Below are 18,286 nucleotides of genomic sequence, written 5' to 3' on the forward strand. Positions count from 1 at the left end.
TAGCTGTGGGATAAAAGGGTGGTTATGGGTCAGTTTTGACTAATTGCTGAACCAGTTGAGCATGAAGACGATGGCTGGCTTTGTAAGCCAAAAAGTGAGCGGTGGGAAAGTGACCCAACAAGCTCAAGTCTCCTATTAAGTCTAAAAGCTTATGGCGCACTGGCTCATTAGAAAATCTCAAGGGGGGATTGATCCAGCCGTCTTCCCCGCAGACTAGAGCATTTTCTAAGCTGCCTCCTTTAATTAAGCCATTGGCGCGGAGGTGGTCGATCTGATGCGCGAGTCCAAACGTCCGGGCGGGGGCAATGTCGGTGGCAAACGATTCTTTAGCGGGGTTCCAACTGTGCCACTGGTTGCCGATCGCCGCCAACTCAAAGTCAATCCCGTAGGTAAAGCGCAGTTCGGGAGACGGAATCGCCGCCACAAACGCATCTTCCTGACGCACATAAATCGGTTCTAAAAGCGGAACTGTCACCCGTTTGGGTTGGGGAAGGAGTCCCGCTTGCACGATCGCCGCCACCCATTCTTGAGCCGACCCATCGAGCAGGGGCAATTCTGGCCCATCGACCTCAATTCGCGCATTGTTAACGCCCATTCCGGCCAGGGCTGCCAGCAGATGTTCGACCGTCCGGACGCTGACATCGCCATTCACCAGTTCGGTTGAAAGCAGCGTTTGCCGAACTGCTCCAACCTCAGCGGGAATTTTGGGCGCATGGGGCAGATCGACTCGCACAAAATAGCGTCCGGTTTCTGGGTCAGACGGCAAAATTCGCACTTGAGTCACGGTTCCGGTATGCAGACCGATGCCCGATCGAGTCACTTCCGTTGCTAAAGTTGCTGTTGCTGATCCGATCTGTGTCGATGCCCCTGACTGGCTTGCTTCCATTAGAACCGTTCTCCAAACCCAAAGCGGATGTTGTTGCCTCCCTGATCGTTTAGACCAAAGTCGATCCGAATTGCGCCCAAAAATCCGGTCTGCACCCGAACACCCACGCCATACCCAAACCCAAAGCCAGGTTTATCTCTCACACCTGCGGGGTCGCCAGGTACATTTTGGCCTGTCCCCAAGTCGCTGGCAGCATCCACAAACAAAGCGCCTGAGATGATCGAGAAAATGGGGAATCGATATTCTGCGGTGGCTTGAATGTAGCTGCGACCACTACCCACTTCGCCCTCGTCATAGCCGCGAACTGAGTTGGTGCCGCCCAGCGGAAAGGCTTCGTAGGGAGGCAAATCGCCCAAAACCGTGCCACCCTGAACATTGAAGGCCAACGCTTGAGGACAGCCCTCTGTCGGAGGTTTTTCGCCAATTCTCAGACGCTGATTGTCTCGACAGCCCGGAGTCAGGCGAGTAAACCGTACCGGAACGTAGAAGCTATAGTTGGCGCGCAGTCTATTGAAGAAGATGCTGCCCGATCCCAGGGGGGCTGACTGCTCAGTGCTAAAGCTCAAAACCGAGCCACTGGTTGGAGTCAAAAAGTTGTTGCGACGATCGCGCACAAAGCCCAGTCTTGCTGTCAGCAGATCATCTCTGCCACTGTCATCAAACGTTAACAGATTGCCCAATGCATCTCTGGGGCTGAGTTCGCCGTCTTGGTCGCGCACAGAAACCCGTTGGTATTGCAAACCGAGAGAAGCCGTCCATTCCGATCGCTTAAAGGGCGTTTTGGACAGCGGCCGTGTGAAAGTTAGCCCGCCACCCGTTCGGAGAATGCGAGGACGATCGCCATTGGGCAAATCAACTTCTGGGTCGCCCCCATCAAAGACGAGCGAAATCGTTTGGCGGCGAAACAAACTGAAGGTGTAGGAAGTCCGATAGGGATCGTTGGCAATCCACGGATCGGTGAAGCTCAAGTCAAACAGTTGATCCCGCTGACCAATCTGCACTTCTGCGTTAAATTTCTGGTTGTTGCCGCCCACGTTTTGCTGCTGATAGCTGACGCTGCCAAACAAGCCACTTGCGGAACTAAAGCCCCCTGCCAGTCCGACGTTGCCCGTATTTTTTTCGGCCACGTTGACAACGACGACGACTTGACGCGGATCTTGCCCAGGGCTAAGAGACAGTCTGATGTCGTCAAAAATGCCCAACCCAAAGGCGCGTTGTAGATCCTGTTCGGCGATTTTGCGGTTAAAGACATCGCCTGGTTTGAGTTCAAATTCGCGGGTGATGATAAAGTCACGAGTCCGTCCCCGAATCACGTTGCCCTTAGCGTCTTTGTCTTCGCCCTGCTTGTTGATAAATCGCACCTGCAAGTTTTCGACCACGCCCTCGGCAATTTGCAGCGTCACCGTTCCATCGGGATTGACTTTAGGAACGTCTACGACCTGGGCCAAAACAAATCCGTTGTCTTGATACCACTTATTGAGCGCCTGAATGCCCGTCTGAAGCTGGCGCAGATTCAACGTTGTGCCGTACTGAGGGCTAAAAATATCGTTGACCACATTTGCTGGAACTACCTTTGCCCCTTCAAGCTGCACTGACTTTAAAACCGGGTTGGGCTGCACTTCAAAGGTGACTCTTACGCCAACAGGCGTGTCTTCTGGTGTCGCTCTTACATTGGAGAAAAAGCCCGTGGCAAAGACGGCATTGATGTCTTCTTGAAGCTGCGATCGCGTCGTCGTCCGTCCTGGTGTGGTGCGAATGGCTCGATACACCTCATCCTGAAGTTCTGGTGTGATGGTCGCGCCTTCGGCTCCAGTGACTACAACTTCACCGACTAGTACTCTGGGTTCGGGTTCCGCAGATTCGGGAGGCGTGGTGGGTGGAGCGCCGGGAGTGCCGGGGGCCGCAGGTTGAGTGGGCGTGCCAAAGGGAGCGATCGGAGGCGTAGTGCCCGGAGTCACGTTCTCTGGCGTAGTGGGCTGAGTGCCGGGAGTTGCATTTTCTGGCGTGGTGGGCTGAGTGCCCGGAGTCACGTTCTCTGGCGTAGTGGGCTGAGTACCCGGAGCCGCATTCTCTGGTGTGGAAGGCTGATCTGGAACCGGAGTCGTGGGTGGAGGACTGGTCGAAGGAACCGTTGGAGTCGGAGAGGTGTTGATCTGAATCCGATTGGGGGTTCCTTGATCTTCGCCGACCCCTTGAGCAACTTTCTCAACCCCCTTCTGGAAAGGCTTAATTTTGAGCGGCTCTGGAAGCGCTGTTTCAGGCGCACTGATGGTCTTGACGACGACATCTGAGGTCGATCGAGGGGTAGGTGCGATCGAAGTGCCACTAAAAACATCGACGACGTTTGCATCTACGATTTGAGCGCGACTTGCTTCTGGTTTGCTGACAGCACCAGGAGTTTTAGCTTGCGCCGAATTTGACCAACTGACAGTAGTAACAGCCGCAAAAGCTGCCATCAAAACGGGAGATAAACGCATTTTGTTCTCGTTGTTTGGCACGTCTCACACCAGGTCTTGCACAGGGCAGACTCTATTCACAATATCAAGAAGCGGTTACAAACCTTCAAACCGTGAAATTTTACCGCAACTTGGAGCAGGGATGAAGGAGAACTTTGTTCCGCTTCGCGAGGAGGGATGAGGGATGAAAAAACAAGAGTTTAAATTCAGAGTTAAGCCTGAAATCATTCAAGATCTAAATCTGAATTCAACTGCTCCTTTCATCCTTCATCCCTTCTCAAAACTCGTTCCAACACTTGCCGATAGCCTTCCTCCACGTTGCCCAGGTCGCGACGAAAACGGTCTTTGTCCATGACGCGGCGATCGGGGTCGGTTTCGTTTTGGTTCCACAGGCGGCAGGTGTCAGGGCTGATTTCGTCTGCTAATAAGATTTGCTCGTCAGCATCAACGCCAAACTCTAGCTTAAAGTCCACCAATGTAATGTCACACTGCTGAAAAAAGTCTGAAAGCAGGTCATTGATCCGCGTTGCCATCTTGATTAGTTGATCCACCTGATCATCGGTGGCCAGATCAAGCAGTTTCAGCCGATCGTGAGTTAGTAGAGGATCACCCAGTTGATCATTTTTGTAATAAAACTCCACCAAAGGTTGTTTGAGGATTGTGCCTAGTTCTAGACCTGTTTGTAGACAGAGACTCCCGGCTGCAATGTTCCTGACGACGACTTCTAAGGGGATGATTTTGACCGATTTGACCCGCATTTCATTGGGTTTGGGGCGATCGATAAAATGTGTGGGCACGCCGTTGGATTCCATCAGATTAAAAAGATGGGCAGAAATGGCGCAGTTGATTTCTCCTTTGCCGACGATGCTGCCTTTTTTTTGGGCGTTAAATGCCGTCGCGTCGTCTTTAAAATAAGTCAAAAGAATGGCTGGATCTTCTGTGGTGTAGAGGATCTTGGCTTTGCCTTCGTAGAGTTTTTGTCCAACCGACATGGTGATAAAGCTTCATCAAAAAAGCCTCATCATTGTATCGCTCTGCGATCGCTCACTCAAATCTGATCGGGGTCTTCGCCCAATTCACGCAGGCGCTCGGCGAGTCGTTTTGCTTTTTCTTCTGGAGTCAGGTAGCGATCGCCCCAGCCGCCCATTCTAGGGAACTTTTAGATCGGTTTTTTGGTTCAAAGTCCCTCACTCGTGGGAGATTTAGCTTGCTCTCCCAAATTTGCAACCGCAGCAAAAGATTTTGTTGAATTTGGGTTAAACAATCGACTAAACCACTGAATAGGAACGCGACAACAATCCATCTTCGCAATAGTCGGCTGGGAAGGTCGATCGTCCTCCGTTTTTTGTCCATGTAGGCTCCGTCCTGATGCATGGCGATTTCTTTGGCTCCAGGCGGCTTCATCCACAGGCTGTCTTGACCGATACGTGCGCCTTCCCAGCCTGCCAGTGTGGCCGTCAAACGACCGATTTCGGCAGAGAGAACGAGGCTGGCGATCGTCAGGTCACATTTCCAACCGTTACAGATTTCTCGCGTCACATCGGGCAGGCTCAACCCCGGTCGCCAGTACCATTCATCTGGATAAATCCCCGTCTCAAACTGACCCTGCAACAAAGGCTCCATGCGATCGACCGGGCGATTTGAGAAGTCGATCGGCAAGAAATTTTCGACAATCAAAAACCCATCTTCTTGAAAATGTTGAATCTGAACGTCAGTCAGTTGAATCGGCTGATAAGTCATGATTCACCCTTGCTAAGTTAAACCTGCTAAGTTAAATAATTTGAGGTAAGTATTAACTTGTTATAGTAAGTTTGCTGGCTTGAAAAAGTGTATTTTGAGCTACGAGTTGATCAAGTTTTTAGTATTTAAGAACCGTTAACGACAGCGTGAATTCGATGAAATCTTTCGCTACGGTGACTAATCTGGGCAGCCCCCTAAATCTCCCACGAGTGAGGGACTTTGAACCAAAAAACTGATCTAAAAGTTCCCCAGAATGGGCAGCTTGGGGGGCAGAAGCGCTGAACAACGAAGCAAAAAACTTCATCGAATTCACGTTAACGACAGCGTTTCCTGAGATTTGCGTCTGAATTCAACACTCTATTCGTCAGGATGGAACCTAAGATGTTGCCAATGGTTATGTCTGGTTATCTACACATTGTTGCCAGCGATTTTGATGCGCGTCCGATGAGCTATGTTAATGGTGGCGTTCGGGCAGGCTACGAGCCAGAGTTAGCGCGGCTGATCTGCACACGATTGGGCTTAAAACCCGTCTGGCACAATCGAGCAATGAAAGATTTTTATACTAGCCTGCAAACTGGAAAATATGACGTAGTTTGGTTTAATCAAGCCATCACGTCAGAACGTCAACAATGGGTCAATTTCACCCAGCCTTACGGATTGTTTGACGAAGCGGTTTTGGTGCGATCGAACAGTTCCATTCAGTCTCAATCCGATCTAGCTGGTCTAAAAGTCGGCGGACTGGCAGACAGCACTAATATTGCTTTAGCAACGACCTTTCCGGGCGTTCAGACGATTCCTTATCCCGGTAGCGACAAAGTGTTACCAGAGATGTTGGAGGCAGTGCGATCGCGCCAAATCGATGCCCTGATCGACGATGAATTAGTGTTAGTCGTGGCCGCCGACGAAGATCCCAATTTGCGGCTTGCGTTCACCATTTCGACACAGGTTCCGTTTGGGATCGGAGTTACGAAAGGCAATGCTGAATTACTCACAGCGATTAATGAAAGCTTGAACGCGACGATCGCAGATGGCACAATGGCAAACATATGGGCCGAATGGATTCCCTGGAAACCGTTTCCATTTTCAAATTCAACAAATCGTTAAATTAGGCTAACCGTATTCTCAGATACAAACCTGTTATGACGAGTTGGATTTACTAGACACAACAAGCTTTAAACAACGCCAGCTTGATGAATTTTCACTTCGTTGTTTGGTACTTCTGCCCCCCAACCCCCCAATCTGGGGGACTTTAAAGCGAAATCTCTAGTCAAAGTCCCTCACTCGTGGGGGATTTAGGGGGCTGCCTGGATTAACAACCGTAGTGAAATTTATCGAATTCACGTTAAACAACAAACAAAACGTATCTCTGGGGGTTCGACCGTGACTGGAATTCTCACAAGAGCCGCACTAACTGACCTCGAATAGTATGTCGCAGACGACGATCGCGCAGAACGAGTCAAACAGGTCAAAGCTAAGATCAAAGATCTGGGCATTCAATACATTTATTACCGGAATGGAGGGTTCCCGAACCCTCCATTCCGGTAAATTCCTACCGTCGGCTGTGGGACACCGGATTGTGGGCACCCGTCTAGGGGCTATCAAAATCGTACCTGTGGTCTGCGGGTGTCGGCTCCCGGTCGGTTTGAATATCGGGCGGTCGATTCGATGGTCAATCCTTATCTCATGGCGGGGGCAATCCTCAAAGCCTTTGACGACGGGATCAAGCGCAACCTCGACCCCGGTGAGCCTGAGCAGCGAAATTTGTACGAAGCAATGGAAGCCGGAAAGCAAGTGAAAAAATTACCCATGTCTCTGGGTGAAGCACTCGATCGTTTAGCGGATGACGACGTGATCAAATCCTCAATGCCAGGAGAAATGTATTCTCTCTACCACTGGTATAAGCGTGATGAATGGGAAAGATTCTTAGCCACAACCAGCAATTGGGACGTAGAAACCTATATGGATTGTTTGCCTTAGAGAATTGGAAAGTTATAGAACGCGATCGCGAGTGGGAATACGAATTCTAAGATCTCGATCGCCGCTCTTGATCAACGATTACCCTGACAATTGAGAAGACTAATTTGTAGCAATGACCCCCCTTACGACTTGAGTCACAGTTTTTTGTAGGAGACGTACGCTTCACCAGAGTATAGATTCTCTATGCTTGTTGGGCGACAAATTGCCCTATTCGGTTTTCCGATCCAGATCTCGTTTAGCAGTCGATCGCTTAGAGTGCTAAATTGCTAGGTGGAGAACTGGGAGAAGAATATGGCAAAAATTATTGTCTTTGGTGAAGAATCTAGACAGTCGCTCGAACAAGGGGTCAACGCTCTGGCAGATGCCGTAAGGGTAACCCTCGGCCCCAAAGGGCGCAACGTCCTGCTAGAAAAGAAATTTGGCACGCCTCAGATTGTGAATGACGGCGTAACGATCGCCAAAGAAATCGAACTCGAAGACCCGCTCGAAAATGCAGGCGCTTCCCTGATTCGCGAAGTGGCTTCCAAAACCAAGGATTTGGCTGGAGATGGCACCACGACCGCAACCGTGCTCGCTCAAGCGATGATTCGAGAAGGTCTGAAAAACGTGGCAGCGGGGGCAAATCCGGTGAGTCTGCGCCGCGGTATCGAAAAAGCCATTGCCAAAATTGTGGTTGAAATCGAAGCCGTCGCCAAGCCCGTCGAAAACAACGAAATCGCTCAAGTCGCAACCGTCTCTTCAGGCAACGATGAAGAAGTGGGCGCGATGATTGCCGAAGCAATGGAAAAAGTGGGTCGTGATGGCGTGATCTCAGTCGAGGAATCCAAGTCACTCGCCACCGAGATGGAATTAGTCGAAGGGATGCAAATCGATCGCGGCTATCTCTCTCCCTACTTTGTCACCGATGTTGAGCGGCTGATTGCCGAACTTGAAAACGCTGTCATCCTACTCTGTGATAAAAAGATTAGCTCCATTCAAGATCTGATCCCGGTTTTAGAAAAGGTGGCTCGATCGGGTCAACCGCTCCTGATTATCGCCGAGGATGTCGAAGGAGAAGCGCTGGCAACGCTGGTGGTCAACCGTTTGCGTGGCGTATTGAATGTAACGGCGATCAAAGCGCCTGGGTTTGGCGAAAGACGCAAGTCAATGCTGCAAGACATCGCCGTTCTCACCAATGGTCAACTGATTTCTGAAGATATTGGCCTCAGTTTGGATTCCGTATCGCTCGATATGTTGGGTACTGCTCGCAAAGTAACGATTACGAAAGACAGCACCACGATCGTCACTGACGCAACCAACACAGACGACGTTAAAAAACGCATTGAGCAACTCCGTAAAGAATTAGCTGCAACTGATTCTGATTACGATACCGAGAAACTGCAAGAACGGATCGCGAAACTCTCTGGAGGCGTTGCTGTGATCAAAGTCGGTGCCGCAACCGAAACAGAACTCAAAAACCGCAAACTACGCATTGAGGATGCCTTGAATGCCACCAAAGCAGCGGTGCAAGAAGGAATTGTTCCCGGTGGTGGTACAACCCTGATTCACCTCGAACAAAAGATCGAAGAACTTAAGGAAACGCTAACAGGTGACGAAAAGATCGGAGCCGATATCGTCAAGCGATCGCTCGAAGCACCGCTCAAACAAATTGCAGACAACGCTGGCGTAGAAGGCTCTGTCGTCGTCGAAAAAGTTCGCGGATTAGACTTTAACGTTGGCTACAACGCTTTGACAAATACCTACGAAGACCTGATTGCTTCTGGTATTATTGACCCCGCTAAGGTGGTGCGGTCTGCTCTACAAGATGCGGCCTCGATCGCCAGCATGGTCTTGACCACTGAAGCGCTCGTCGTCGAGAAGCCTGAGAAAAAACCTGCGGCGGGTGCACCTGACATGGGCGGCATGGGCGGTATGGGCGGCATGGGTGGCATGGGCGGTATGGGCGGTATGGGCGGTATGGGCGGCATGGGCATGATGTAGTTTTTGCCATTATTTGCCATTACTTGATTGCAGCGGATGGGTCGATCGACTTGTCCGCTTTTTTGTGTCACATTCTGGCAAAGTTTAGAAGTCTGGCAAAGTTTAGAAGTCTGGCAAAGTTCAGAAATCAGCAGTTTGGCTTAAAGTCCCTCACGGGTGGAAAGTTGGAGAGTCGTTCCCGGAGTTGCCGTCAAGTGGAGGGATTCATTGAATTGATGTTGATAGTATTTTAATCGCTGCCTAATTTATTGTTTTAGCCATTCAATTAGCTACTTAATTAGAAGCCGCTTGGCAATGTTGTCTCATTGTCGGTTGAGATATTTTGTGTATAGATTTTAAAGTATCCCTCCGGTTCGTTTAGCGCTTATTATTCGTGACCTTTAAAGGGAAATTTAGAAAGAAAAAACTGGTTCCTTCAGGGTGCCGCAAGGGGACGCTCAACCGAGTGCATCAGTTCTAAATCAAGCTTTTGAACGATTAGTCATTTGCGTTTTTGAGAGGAATAAATTGCAGATTTTTTATTGTTGATTCTTATAAGTTCCTTATCTTTTGCCCATACTCTAAGCAGGTGAATTTAGTTCAAAATCTGCTGCAATTCCGTGCGACAAACTGCCTCTAAAGTGCCGTGAAACCGCCCCACTTGTCGCAGAGCAGCTAGAAACTGAGCTAAGTCCTAACGTGCTCTATTCACTTATTTATTCACCACATTTATAAGAGAAACCGTCATGAGTTTAAAGCGCAGAAGAGGACTGATTCTTAGTCACCGAGGTTGGGAGCGACTGCAAGAAGCAGAGCGGCAGACCCTCAAAGAGCGGCAGTATAATCCCTACACGCTTCAAGAACTCAGCGAACTGACAGGTCTGAGCCAAAATACCTTGACCAGAGTAAGAGGGCGTAAAATTGCGGTCGATCGCTACACACTAGAACAGTATCTTCAAGCCTTTGGGCTGACGCTCGACCCTACGGACTACACCCATTCTCTGTCTGGCCCAGCCAATCATCCCACGATTCCTTTGATGGGGCAGGTTCCTCTCAATTCTGACTTTTATGTTTATCGATCTCCCCTAGAAGAGCAAATTTCTGAGGCGCTCACCTATCCAGGAGCCTTTTTGCAGATCAAAGCGCCTCAGCAGTTTGGCAAAACTTCTCTGGTCGTCAAAGTGTTAGATCAGGCAAGACTTCAAGGATTGACGACAGCTATTTTAAGCTTGCGACTGGTGGATGCGACGGTCTTTTCTTCGCAGCGATTTTATCAATGGCTCTGTGCGGTGGTCACCGATCGCCTAGGTCTACCCCAGCGCGTCGAAAAAGTCTGGAATCCGCAGATGAGCGCCAGCTATAACTGCACCCACTACTTTGAAAATTACCTTCTCAGCGAAGTGGACAATGCATTGATTTTGGCGATCGACGATCTCGACGTGCTCCACCGTCACCCCGACATGGCGACTCAGTTCTTTTGTCTGCTGCGCGCCTGGTATGAACTGGCCAACTACGGCGATGAGCGCAGTCGCCTTTGGAAAAAGCTCCGAACGATCGTCTGCTCGGCAGAGAGCTACCTCCAACTTCACGATCTGCAAGCCCCCCTCGAAGCCAGTCTGACCTTTCAGCTTCCCCGCTTTACTCAAGAGCAAGTTCAAGATTTAGCTCAGCGCTACGGTCACGAAAGCCCCCCCGACGCAGCACGAGCGTTAATGGCTTTTGTGGGGGGTCATCCTCAACTGGTGCAGTGGTCGCTTCATTCGATCCAGGCGCAAGCGCTTCAGTTGCCTTCTCTGACTCAGGCAGTTGGGTCGAGCTACCCACAAGGAGTCGCCCACGACGGGATTTTTGCCAGCCATCTGCGTCGCCAATTGGCAAGCCTCCAACCTCATACAGATTTGCTCGAAGCGATGCGGCGGGTGGTGCTGTCTGAGACTCCGGTGACGCTGGATGCGATCGTTGCCCTCAAGCTAGAAGACAAAGGTCTGATCACCCTCAAAGGTCAGCAAGCGGTTCCTAGTTGTGCGCTCTACCGCCACTATTTTGCTCAAGTGCTGACGGTCAAAGCGCCCTGTCGATTTGCGATCGCTTAAAATCGCTGCACTCACCCATCTGCCCACTTATTTTTTTGCGAAGTTTCCTATGCTCCTCCTGATCGACGACGATGATCTGTTTGCTTCAGACCTGATTGACCGACTAAAGATCAATGGCTTTCAGTCAACCTGGGCTGCTGGAGCCTACGTAGGAATTGCTCAAGCGATCGCCCTGCGTCCCAGTGTGGTGCTGTGTAGTCTGTGGATGCTCGACATGAACGGCTACAACGTGCTGGAGATTTTGCGGCAAAACCCAGACACGGAGGCGATTCCAGTTATCTTTTTAGCCCCTGATTACAGTGTGACCACGCTCAATCAGAGTATGGCGCTGGGAGTCGATGCATACCTGACCAAATCGTGCGCCTTTCAGGATCTGCTCGATACGATTTTGGTGCAGGTCAAGCGATCGCTGTTGCGAATCCAAGCGCCTGTTAGAGAAAAGATTCCTTCGTCGCACCCCGGTGAGATGGTGGCTGAGATGTCTCTGTCAGAAACGGCGATCGCGCCCCTACCGATCAGACAGCCTGATGAGGTGGAGGCGTTTCAACAGGCCCTGACCAATGCCGAATTTGAGCTTGAATATCAGCCTCAGATCAATGTGGTTACTAATCGCATGGTGGGTCTCGAAGCGCTGGTACGCTGGCAGCATCCTCAACAGGGGCGACTGCTTCCCGCGCAGTTTATCCCGTTTGCTGAGGCGACTAATTTGATGGGGGCGTTAGGGGACTGGGTGTTGATGCAGGCCTGTAGCGATTTTGTGCAGTGGCAAGCGTTGCGTCCTGATTCGCTAAAACTGGCGGTGAATGTGTCGTTTCAGCAGATGGAAAGCGTCAATTTTGAGCAGACGATTACGCGAGTGTTGTTAGAAACGGGTGTAAAGCCAGAGTGTCTGGTGCTAGAGATTACCAACACGACTCCTGTGCAAAATCTCAAGGAGACGATCGCCACGATCCGCAGCCTGCAAAAGATGGGCATCAAAATTGCGCTAGATGATTTTGGCAGTGACTATGCTTCGCTCACGCTGATTCAGCAAATGGCTCCTGATCAGATCAAAATCGATCAAACCTTTGTCCAACAAATCGGTGTTCTTGAAGCGCGTGCCATCGTCAAGAGCCTGATTGACCTGTCCGAAACCCTACAAATCGAACTCGTGGCCGAAGGTGTGGAGACGATCGAGCAGCTAGAAAGCTTGTTTCAAGAAGGCTGCCATGTGATCCAGGGCGATTTGTGGAGTCCGGCTCTACCTGCGATCGACATTCCCGACTGGCTGTAAAGAGGGATGAGGCAGCCTCTCCGATCTTTTTCTCAAATCAGCATTGCTGAATCAGGGGATGAATTGTCCCAAAGCGGCGGGAAACCCAAGGTTCAAAGTCCCCCATTTTTGGGGGATTTAGGGGGCGAAAAGATGGACATTTCCCACAGATTCATCCCTCCAATCAGCAACGCCTTCTCAAATCACTTTAGGCAAATTATAGGCAAATTAGATTGAACTCTAAACGCTGAAAAGTCACTCTAGCAATCTGTTCAGCATTCGCGCTTCTACTCCCTTAAGGGAACAGAAACAAACTGTGAATACTAAAACGCTCACTGAGAAAAGGTTACGCTGCTTTTCAGTAATTTTGCTTCGCCTAGAGTGACATTAAGGGAATATCTTCTCAAACGGTCTTCAAAGCAGCGATCGTATTCAAAATCTCAGCCTATCAAGATTTCTTATTCTTCTTGCCCTTCTTCTTGGCTTTTTTGTCCTTCTTGCTTTTCTTATCCTTCTTATCCTTCTTATCTTTTTTGTCTTTTTTGTCAGACTTGAGAGGATTGATGGTGTCTACTGCCTCCTTAACAGTATCAACCACTCCTGTAAGGTTCACATCTTCAAGTTTCATGATCGGATTTTCCTCAGTCGTTGCAGATTGTTGAGTTGAGTTTTGAACCACTTCTTTGAGCGCATCTACCACAATAGGGATTGCAGAGGGGATTGCAGGCATAACGTCCTGTACCAAAGACTGAATACCATCTTTAGCAATCGTGGCAGTATTCTCAAGGCTGTCGGTTGCTATCACTGGTGCATTCTCAACAGCGTGATTGTGAGCGTGTGAATGGCTCTGATCAACGGGGACAGTAGAATTTACGTTGGTGTGACTTTTGTCATGCTTTGAAGCGCTTTTGTGTGCAATTCGCTCGATCGCCGCTTCGACTACCGTCCCAATCACCGCACCTGCGATCGCAGTTCCCACTTGCCGCATATTTGGGCCAAGAACGCCTCTCTCTGAAGTCGCTTTTGATAACTTCTGATCCTTGTCTTTTGATTTTTTCTTAGCCATCTACTTTATATTCAAAGAGTGTTTCAACTTTTGAGAAACTTGAGTTTAGCGAATCATTTTCACTTTGACATCTGCACCAAGGAGAATGTGTGATGCATTCAGGTTTCTCCCTGTTGATTGCTGACAGATTGAACCTGCGATCGCTCCTCCCCGTCTAACTAAGATCTACGTAAACGGATCAAGCAGACAGATCCTCAGACGAGTTCAAAATCCAATACCCTATAGGGAGTTAAATCGGGTGAATGGCATGAAGTTCAAGTTTAAGGTGCCAAAGTGGGTGCTGGGGCTTCTAGCGGTGGGGCTACTGTCAGGAGTCAGCTACGTCGCCTATGGGCAAATCACTCAGGCAAACAAGCAGCAAGCCAGACGCAACGTGCAAACCGCCACAGCAGAACGGCTTACGGTGCCTGTGACCATTTCTGCAAATGGAACGGTACAGCCAGAACGATCGGTGAATATGAGTCCCAAAAACTCCGGCGTACTCAAACAACTGCTCGTTAAGGAGGGCGATCGCGTCACTGCGGGTCAGGTGCTTGCTTACATGGATTCCTCCAATCTTCAAGGACAGCAGACTCAGGCTCAGGCTCAATTAGCATCGGCGCAAGCAAATTTGGACAAACTTCTAGCAGGCAATCGTCCTCAAGAAGTCGCGCAAGCTCAGGCTCAATTAGCATCGGCTCAGGCAAACTTGGACAAACTTCTGGCGGGCAATCGTCCTCAAGAAGTCGCTCAGGCGCAAGCAGAATTGACCTCGGCGCAAGCCAGTTTGCAGCAGGCCAGCCTCACCTTTAACCAAAATCAGCAGCTTTATGCAGCAGGTGCCCTTTCCCAACGCGAATTTGACACCTCTCGCACTGCCTACAACACCGCCAGAGCACAGGTTGAACAAGCCAAACAAGGATTAAACTTGCAGCAGGTAGGGTCTCGTCCCGAAGATATTGCCACCGCCCGCGCCCAAGTCGAACAGGCTAAACAGGCGCTCAGTTTACAAAAATCTGGCTCCCGCAAGGAAGATATCGCCACGGCCCGCGCTCAGGTGATGAATGCGAAAGGCGCGTTGCAAACGGTGCAGTCACAGCTAAACGATACCGTTATTCGCGCTCCTTTCAATGGGGTGATCACGCGCAAATTTGCCGATCCGGGTGCGTTTGTGACTCCGACGACTTCGGGTAGTTCGGTTTCGTCGGCGACTTCTTCTTCGATTTTGTCTCTGGCTTCGACCAATCAGATTGTGGCTAAAGTGCCCGAAAGCAGCATTTCTAAAATCAAAGTGGGAATGGACGTAACGATCGCTGCCGATGCCTTCCCCGGTCAGTCGTTTTCAGGAAAAGTCAGGCAGGTCGCGACGCAATCGACGGTCGAACAAAATGTCACCTTTTTTGAAGTCAAAATGTCGCTGGATGATCCCAAAAATCAACTGCAAGCGGGGATGAATGTCAGCGTAAATTTCAAGGTCGGCACTTTGGACAATGCGCTGGTAATTCCCACGGTGGCGATCGTGCGACAAGAACAGGGAACGGGGGTTTTGCTGGCGGGCGGGGACAATTCTACTTCGGGAGAATCGGGCGGCAATCGGCGATCGAAGTTTCAACCCATCACGACAGGTGCCTCATTTGAAGATAAAACCGTCGTCGTTTCGGGGCTAAAAGCAGGTGACAAAGTGCTACTGAGCTTTCCTCAAGGCGAGCGGCCAGCCTCGCGAACGCCTTCCGTGATTCCTGGAATGGGCGGCGGTTCTCCGGGTGGGTCGGGCGGCAGCAGACGAGGAGGCAGCTAATGGACAAGATGATTGAAAAAATTGCACCGATTCGACCGACCAAGATTTCCTTAATGGAAGTTTTGACAATGGCAGTGGAAGCGCTGTGGAGTAACCGACTACGAACCAGTTTGACCATGCTGGGTGTCGTGATTGGTATCGCTTCGGTGATTACAGTAACGTCAGTTGGGCAGGGCGTGCAGAAAGCAACCGAACAGCAGATTCAAGCTTTGGGAACGAATGTGATGCTGGTGTTGGCAGGCGTTGCGAGAACGGGCGGCATTAGTCAAGGGTCGGGCACTGCAAGTACGTTGACCTGGGAAGATGCACAAGCGATCGCCCGACAAGTTCCCGCAGCAGAGTCGGTGACGGCTTATTTGCAGCGAGGCGGCCAGGTCGTATACGGCGATCAAAACGAATCGACTTCAATTTTGGGCGTGGAGTTAAATTATCCCAACGTCAAAGAAATCTATCCTCAAGAAGGGCAGTTTTTCACACAACAAGATTTGGACAATGCAAGTTCGGTCGTCGTTTTGGGCAGCAAAGTGCGGAGTGATTTGTTTCCACCGGGTGCCCCTGCGATCGGAGAAACGGTGCGGGTGCAAAATGGTCGCTACACAGTCGTTGGCGTGATGGAGGCAAAGGGATCAGTGGGCGGACAAGATCAAGACGATCGGGTGTACGTTCCCTTAACCAATATGTCGTCTCAACTGGTGGGCAATACGTCGGTAAATGGTCAAGCGATCAGTGGGTTTTGGCTCAAAGCCAAGGATCAGGCACAGCTAGAAGCGGCGCAGTTTCAAGTGACAAACTTACTGAGAATTCGCCACAACATCTATCCCCCCAAACCAGACGACTTTCGCATCAGCAACCAAGTAGACATCATCAACACTTTTAGCAACATTGTGGGCTTGTTTACCGTGATGGTCAGTGCGATCGCCGGAATTTCTCTCGTCGTCGGCGGCATCGGAATTGCTAACATCATGCTCGTTTCGGTCGTCGAACGAACTCGTGAAATTGGCATTCGCAAAGCGATCGGAGCCACCAACAGCGCTGTTCTCAATCAGTTTCTTACCGAAGCCATTCTCGTTTCTTTACTGGGTGGAGCGGCAGGCGTGGCGATCGGAATTGGTTTAGCATTCGCCGCCTCATCGCTATTTAGCTTTCCGTTTGTGATTTCGGTGGGGTCGATCGTCGCAGGTATTGTTCTCGCACTCACCGTTGGACTGATTGCAGGCGTAATTCCGGCTCGAAATGCGGCTCGACTTGACCCGATCGCCGCCCTGAGAAGTGATTAGGATCGGGAAATAACATTATCTTGTTCTCAAAGTAATTAAACTGATGGCAACAATGATTTGGATGGAGAACATCACCAAAACTTACCGACTGGGTGAAGTCGATGTTCCTGTGTTGAAGGGCATTGATCTTGACATTCAAGAAGGTGAATATGTGGCGATTATGGGCATGTCAGGATCAGGTAAATCGACATTGATGAATATTATTGGTTGTCTCGATCGCGCCACAGACGGCCACTATATTCTTGAAGGCCGAAACTTGACGACGCTAGAAAATGATGAGTTGGCTTACATTCGCAATCAGCGCATTGGCTTTGTGTTTCAACAGTTCAATTTGCTGCCGCGTGCGACGGCTTTAGAGAATGTCATGTTGCCAATGGTGTATGCAGGCATTCCCAAATCTGAGCGGCGGCGTAAAGCACAAGAAGCGCTGTCTCGTGTCGGTTTGGCAGAACGGCTCTCCAATCGTCCCAGTCAACTATCTGGAGGACAACAGCAACGAGTCGCGATCGCCCGTGCCTTGGTCAACCGTCCCGCTCTCGTACTAGCTGATGAACCGACTGGCGCGCTCGACACCCAAACGTCTGAAGAAGTCATGTCCCTGCTCACCGATTTGAACAATCAAGGGATTACGATCGTCATTGTCACCCACGAACCTGATGTCGCCGCTCAGACTCACCGCACGATTCACGTCAAAGATGGGCTGGTGGTGTAGGGGTGAGGCAACTGCTTGAGCTTGTGGAACTTGGGAGCGATCGTTTGCTCAAAAAGTTGTTGTGCCGCTTAAGTTATCGGTTAGGAAAGTTGTTCAAACGTAATTTGTTGGTTTTAAGGTTAAGTCCTTTCAAAGTTGTCAATAGAACGATCGCCCCATTAAGGCTTGAACATTCTGTACAAGTGTACTATACTTGCTTCAGTCACCTTGGAGGAGAGACAAAAATGGTTAAGTTCTCTTACACAATTCTCTATGTTAAAGATGTCCCTCAAACCATCGCTTTTTATGAAAAGGCATTTGGCTTAAAGCAGCGTTTTGTTCATGAAAGTAAACAGTATGCTGAGATGGAGACAGGTGGAACGACGCTCTCTTTTGCCGCTAATGAACTTGCTAAGTCAAATCTTCCGCAAGGCTTTTTAGAAAACGATCGATCCAATCCACCTGCTGGCATTGAAGTTGGTTTTGTAGCAGATGACGTACCAGCAGCGTATGCATATGCTATGGAGGCTGGTGCTATTGCTGTTGTAGAACCGAAGGTTAAACCTTGGGGGCAAACAGTTGCTTATGTGCGGGATTTAGATGGTGTTTTGATTGAGATTTGTACCCCGGTGTAGTTGCTATGAAACCAAATACAATTTGTGAATTAGAAAAAATTCCGGGAGTTGGCAAGACGATCGCTCAGTATTTTGTAGATGTTGGGATTCGATCAATCCAAGACCTAAAAGGGCAAAAACCAGAAGAACTTTACAATCAACTATGTATTTATCAACGGAAGCACGTTGATCGTTGTATGCTCTATGTATTTCGATGTGCAGTTTATTATGCTTCTGCAAGTGAACCTGACCCAGAACTGTTGAAGTGGTGGAATTGGAAAGACAGGGAGTTAGAAGAGTAGATAAATGTCAACAGCGCGGCACAACAATTCAAATGCAGCGGACGGTCGAAAGTCACTGGTGCTGAGTTTGAGGTTACTTGCCGCCGCTGATTTGAGCCGTTCTGTTGCCTGCATGATTGAGCAGGAGCGCAGTCAAGAGCTTTTGAGTGAGTTGAAATCGCGACTGAGTTCATACAATAGAGAAATCTTTTATCGG

The 18,286-nt window shown here is 49.8% G+C and carries 16 protein-coding genes; 10 read left to right on the forward strand and 6 right to left on the reverse strand.

The features are described 5' to 3' along the window. Positions 1 to 22: 22 nt before the first annotated feature. The 4 genes from lpxC to ACJ2PR_RS08585 all read right to left on the reverse strand — a co-directional run bounded on the left by lpxC (position 23) and on the right by ACJ2PR_RS08585 (position 5,082). Entirely contained in the window at positions 23 to 886 is an 864-nt protein-coding gene (gene lpxC, locus ACJ2PR_RS08570) for a UDP-3-O-acyl-N-acetylglucosamine deacetylase (protein ID WP_446871127.1), read from the reverse strand. Continuing rightward, positions 886 to 3,363, reverse strand: a complete 2,478-nt coding sequence (locus ACJ2PR_RS08575; RefSeq protein WP_446876716.1) for a BamA/TamA family outer membrane protein — start codon at positions 3,361 to 3,363, stop codon at positions 886 to 888. The genes lpxC and ACJ2PR_RS08575 overlap by 1 nt, the downstream gene beginning before the upstream one ends. Positions 3,364 to 3,602: 239 nt before the next feature. Continuing rightward, positions 3,603 to 4,334 carry a phosphoribosylaminoimidazolesuccinocarboxamide synthase gene (purC, locus tag ACJ2PR_RS08580; protein WP_446859204.1) on the reverse strand — a complete coding sequence of 244 codons (732 nt, stop codon included), beginning with the start codon at positions 4,332 to 4,334 and terminating at the stop codon, positions 3,603 to 3,605. A gap of 127 nt (positions 4,335 to 4,461) precedes the next feature. Continuing rightward, the gene (locus ACJ2PR_RS08585; RefSeq protein WP_446876717.1) at positions 4,462 to 5,082 is read right to left on the reverse strand and encodes a hypothetical protein; all 621 of its coding nucleotides are present in this window, start codon (positions 5,080 to 5,082) and stop codon (positions 4,462 to 4,464) included. A 381-nt stretch (positions 5,083 to 5,463) separates the two neighbouring features. Here ACJ2PR_RS08585 and ACJ2PR_RS08590 point away from each other — a divergent pair, with 381 nt between their 5' ends. The 5 genes from ACJ2PR_RS08590 to ACJ2PR_RS08610 all read left to right on the forward strand — a co-directional run bounded on the left by ACJ2PR_RS08590 (position 5,464) and on the right by ACJ2PR_RS08610 (position 12,384). Further along, positions 5,464 to 6,186, forward strand: coding sequence for a substrate-binding periplasmic protein (locus ACJ2PR_RS08590; RefSeq protein ID WP_446876718.1), 723 nt, complete (start codon positions 5,464 to 5,466; stop codon positions 6,184 to 6,186). Positions 6,187 to 6,705: 519 nt separating this feature from the next. Continuing rightward, positions 6,706 to 7,059: a hypothetical protein gene (locus tag ACJ2PR_RS08595; protein WP_446876719.1), complete on the forward strand. Its 354-nt coding sequence runs from the start codon at positions 6,706 to 6,708 to the stop codon at positions 7,057 to 7,059. A 291-nt stretch (positions 7,060 to 7,350) separates the two neighbouring features. Further along, the gene (gene groL, locus ACJ2PR_RS08600) at positions 7,351 to 9,039 is read left to right on the forward strand and encodes a chaperonin GroEL (protein WP_446876720.1); all 1,689 of its coding nucleotides are present in this window, start codon (positions 7,351 to 7,353) and stop codon (positions 9,037 to 9,039) included. A 725-nt stretch (positions 9,040 to 9,764) separates the two neighbouring features. Then, on the forward strand, positions 9,765 to 11,111 hold the full coding sequence (locus ACJ2PR_RS08605) for an AAA-like domain-containing protein (RefSeq protein WP_446871122.1): 1,347 nt from the start codon (positions 9,765 to 9,767) through the stop codon (positions 11,109 to 11,111). 49 nt (positions 11,112 to 11,160) lie between these two features. Further along, the gene (locus tag ACJ2PR_RS08610) at positions 11,161 to 12,384 is read left to right on the forward strand and encodes an EAL domain-containing protein (protein WP_446876721.1); all 1,224 of its coding nucleotides are present in this window, start codon (positions 11,161 to 11,163) and stop codon (positions 12,382 to 12,384) included. 427 nt (positions 12,385 to 12,811) lie between these two features. Here ACJ2PR_RS08610 and ACJ2PR_RS08615 read toward each other — a convergent pair whose 3' ends face one another. Continuing rightward, positions 12,812 to 13,429: a hypothetical protein gene (locus ACJ2PR_RS08615; protein WP_446876722.1), complete on the reverse strand. Its 618-nt coding sequence runs from the start codon at positions 13,427 to 13,429 to the stop codon at positions 12,812 to 12,814. A gap of 247 nt (positions 13,430 to 13,676) precedes the next feature. On the opposite strand from ACJ2PR_RS08615, the gene ACJ2PR_RS08620 reads away from it, so the two are divergent. The 5 genes from ACJ2PR_RS08620 (at position 13,677) to ACJ2PR_RS08640 (ending at position 18,090) form a co-directional block, all read left to right on the forward strand. Next, on the forward strand, positions 13,677 to 15,206 hold the full coding sequence (locus tag ACJ2PR_RS08620) for an efflux RND transporter periplasmic adaptor subunit (protein WP_446876723.1): 1,530 nt from the start codon (positions 13,677 to 13,679) through the stop codon (positions 15,204 to 15,206). Next, complete coding sequence (locus ACJ2PR_RS08625; protein ID WP_446876724.1) at positions 15,206 to 16,483, forward strand: ABC transporter permease; 1,278 nt, start codon at positions 15,206 to 15,208, stop codon at positions 16,481 to 16,483. The genes ACJ2PR_RS08620 and ACJ2PR_RS08625 overlap by 1 nt, the downstream gene beginning before the upstream one ends. 43 nt (positions 16,484 to 16,526) lie before the next feature. Continuing rightward, the gene (locus ACJ2PR_RS08630) at positions 16,527 to 17,195 is read left to right on the forward strand and encodes an ABC transporter ATP-binding protein (protein ID WP_446876725.1); all 669 of its coding nucleotides are present in this window, start codon (positions 16,527 to 16,529) and stop codon (positions 17,193 to 17,195) included. 224 nt (positions 17,196 to 17,419) lie between these two features. Then, positions 17,420 to 17,809 (forward strand): VOC family protein, encoded by a 390-nt coding sequence (locus ACJ2PR_RS08635; protein WP_446876726.1) that lies wholly within the window; start codon positions 17,420 to 17,422, stop codon positions 17,807 to 17,809. A gap of 5 nt (positions 17,810 to 17,814) precedes the next feature. Further along, positions 17,815 to 18,090 carry a helix-hairpin-helix domain-containing protein gene (locus ACJ2PR_RS08640; protein WP_446859217.1) on the forward strand — a complete coding sequence of 92 codons (276 nt, stop codon included), beginning with the start codon at positions 17,815 to 17,817 and terminating at the stop codon, positions 18,088 to 18,090. On the opposite strand, the gene ACJ2PR_RS08645 is transcribed toward ACJ2PR_RS08640, so the two are convergent. Next, a complete protein-coding gene (locus tag ACJ2PR_RS08645) occupies positions 18,079 to 18,204 on the reverse strand; it encodes a hypothetical protein (RefSeq protein WP_446875330.1) in 126 nt (41 codons plus the stop codon). The two genes, ACJ2PR_RS08640 and ACJ2PR_RS08645, sit on opposite strands and share 12 nt — an antisense overlap. Positions 18,205 to 18,286 lie beyond the last annotated feature (82 nt).

The organism is Phormidesmis sp. 146-33, from assembly GCF_052939515.1.

Bases quoted from the DNA above. Each gene is read 5' to 3' on its own strand.
- lpxC (WP_446871127.1), bottom strand. From the start codon at position 886: ATGGAAGCAAGCCAGTCAGGGGCATCGACACAGATCGGATCAGCAACA.
- ACJ2PR_RS08575 (WP_446876716.1), bottom strand. From the start codon at position 3,363: ATGCGTTTATCTCCCGTTTTGATGGCAGCTTTTGCGGCTGTTACTACT.
- purC (WP_446859204.1), bottom strand. From the start codon at position 4,334: ATGTCGGTTGGACAAAAACTCTACGAAGGCAAAGCCAAGATCCTCTAC.
- ACJ2PR_RS08585 (WP_446876717.1), bottom strand. From the start codon at position 5,082: ATGACTTATCAGCCGATTCAACTGACTGACGTTCAGATTCAACATTTT.
- ACJ2PR_RS08590 (WP_446876718.1), top strand. From the start codon at position 5,464: ATGTTGCCAATGGTTATGTCTGGTTATCTACACATTGTTGCCAGCGAT.
- groL (WP_446876720.1), top strand. From the start codon at position 7,351: ATGGCAAAAATTATTGTCTTTGGTGAAGAATCTAGACAGTCGCTCGAA.
- ACJ2PR_RS08605 (WP_446871122.1), top strand. From the start codon at position 9,765: ATGAGTTTAAAGCGCAGAAGAGGACTGATTCTTAGTCACCGAGGTTGG.
- ACJ2PR_RS08610 (WP_446876721.1), top strand. From the start codon at position 11,161: ATGCTCCTCCTGATCGACGACGATGATCTGTTTGCTTCAGACCTGATT.
- ACJ2PR_RS08615 (WP_446876722.1), bottom strand. From the start codon at position 13,429: ATGGCTAAGAAAAAATCAAAAGACAAGGATCAGAAGTTATCAAAAGCG.
- ACJ2PR_RS08620 (WP_446876723.1), top strand. From the start codon at position 13,677: ATGAAGTTCAAGTTTAAGGTGCCAAAGTGGGTGCTGGGGCTTCTAGCG.
- ACJ2PR_RS08625 (WP_446876724.1), top strand. From the start codon at position 15,206: ATGGACAAGATGATTGAAAAAATTGCACCGATTCGACCGACCAAGATT.
- ACJ2PR_RS08630 (WP_446876725.1), top strand. From the start codon at position 16,527: ATGGCAACAATGATTTGGATGGAGAACATCACCAAAACTTACCGACTG.
- ACJ2PR_RS08635 (WP_446876726.1), top strand. From the start codon at position 17,420: ATGGTTAAGTTCTCTTACACAATTCTCTATGTTAAAGATGTCCCTCAA.
- ACJ2PR_RS08640 (WP_446859217.1), top strand. From the start codon at position 17,815: ATGAAACCAAATACAATTTGTGAATTAGAAAAAATTCCGGGAGTTGGC.
- ACJ2PR_RS08645 (WP_446875330.1), bottom strand. From the start codon at position 18,204: ATGCAGGCAACAGAACGGCTCAAATCAGCGGCGGCAAGTAACCTCAAA.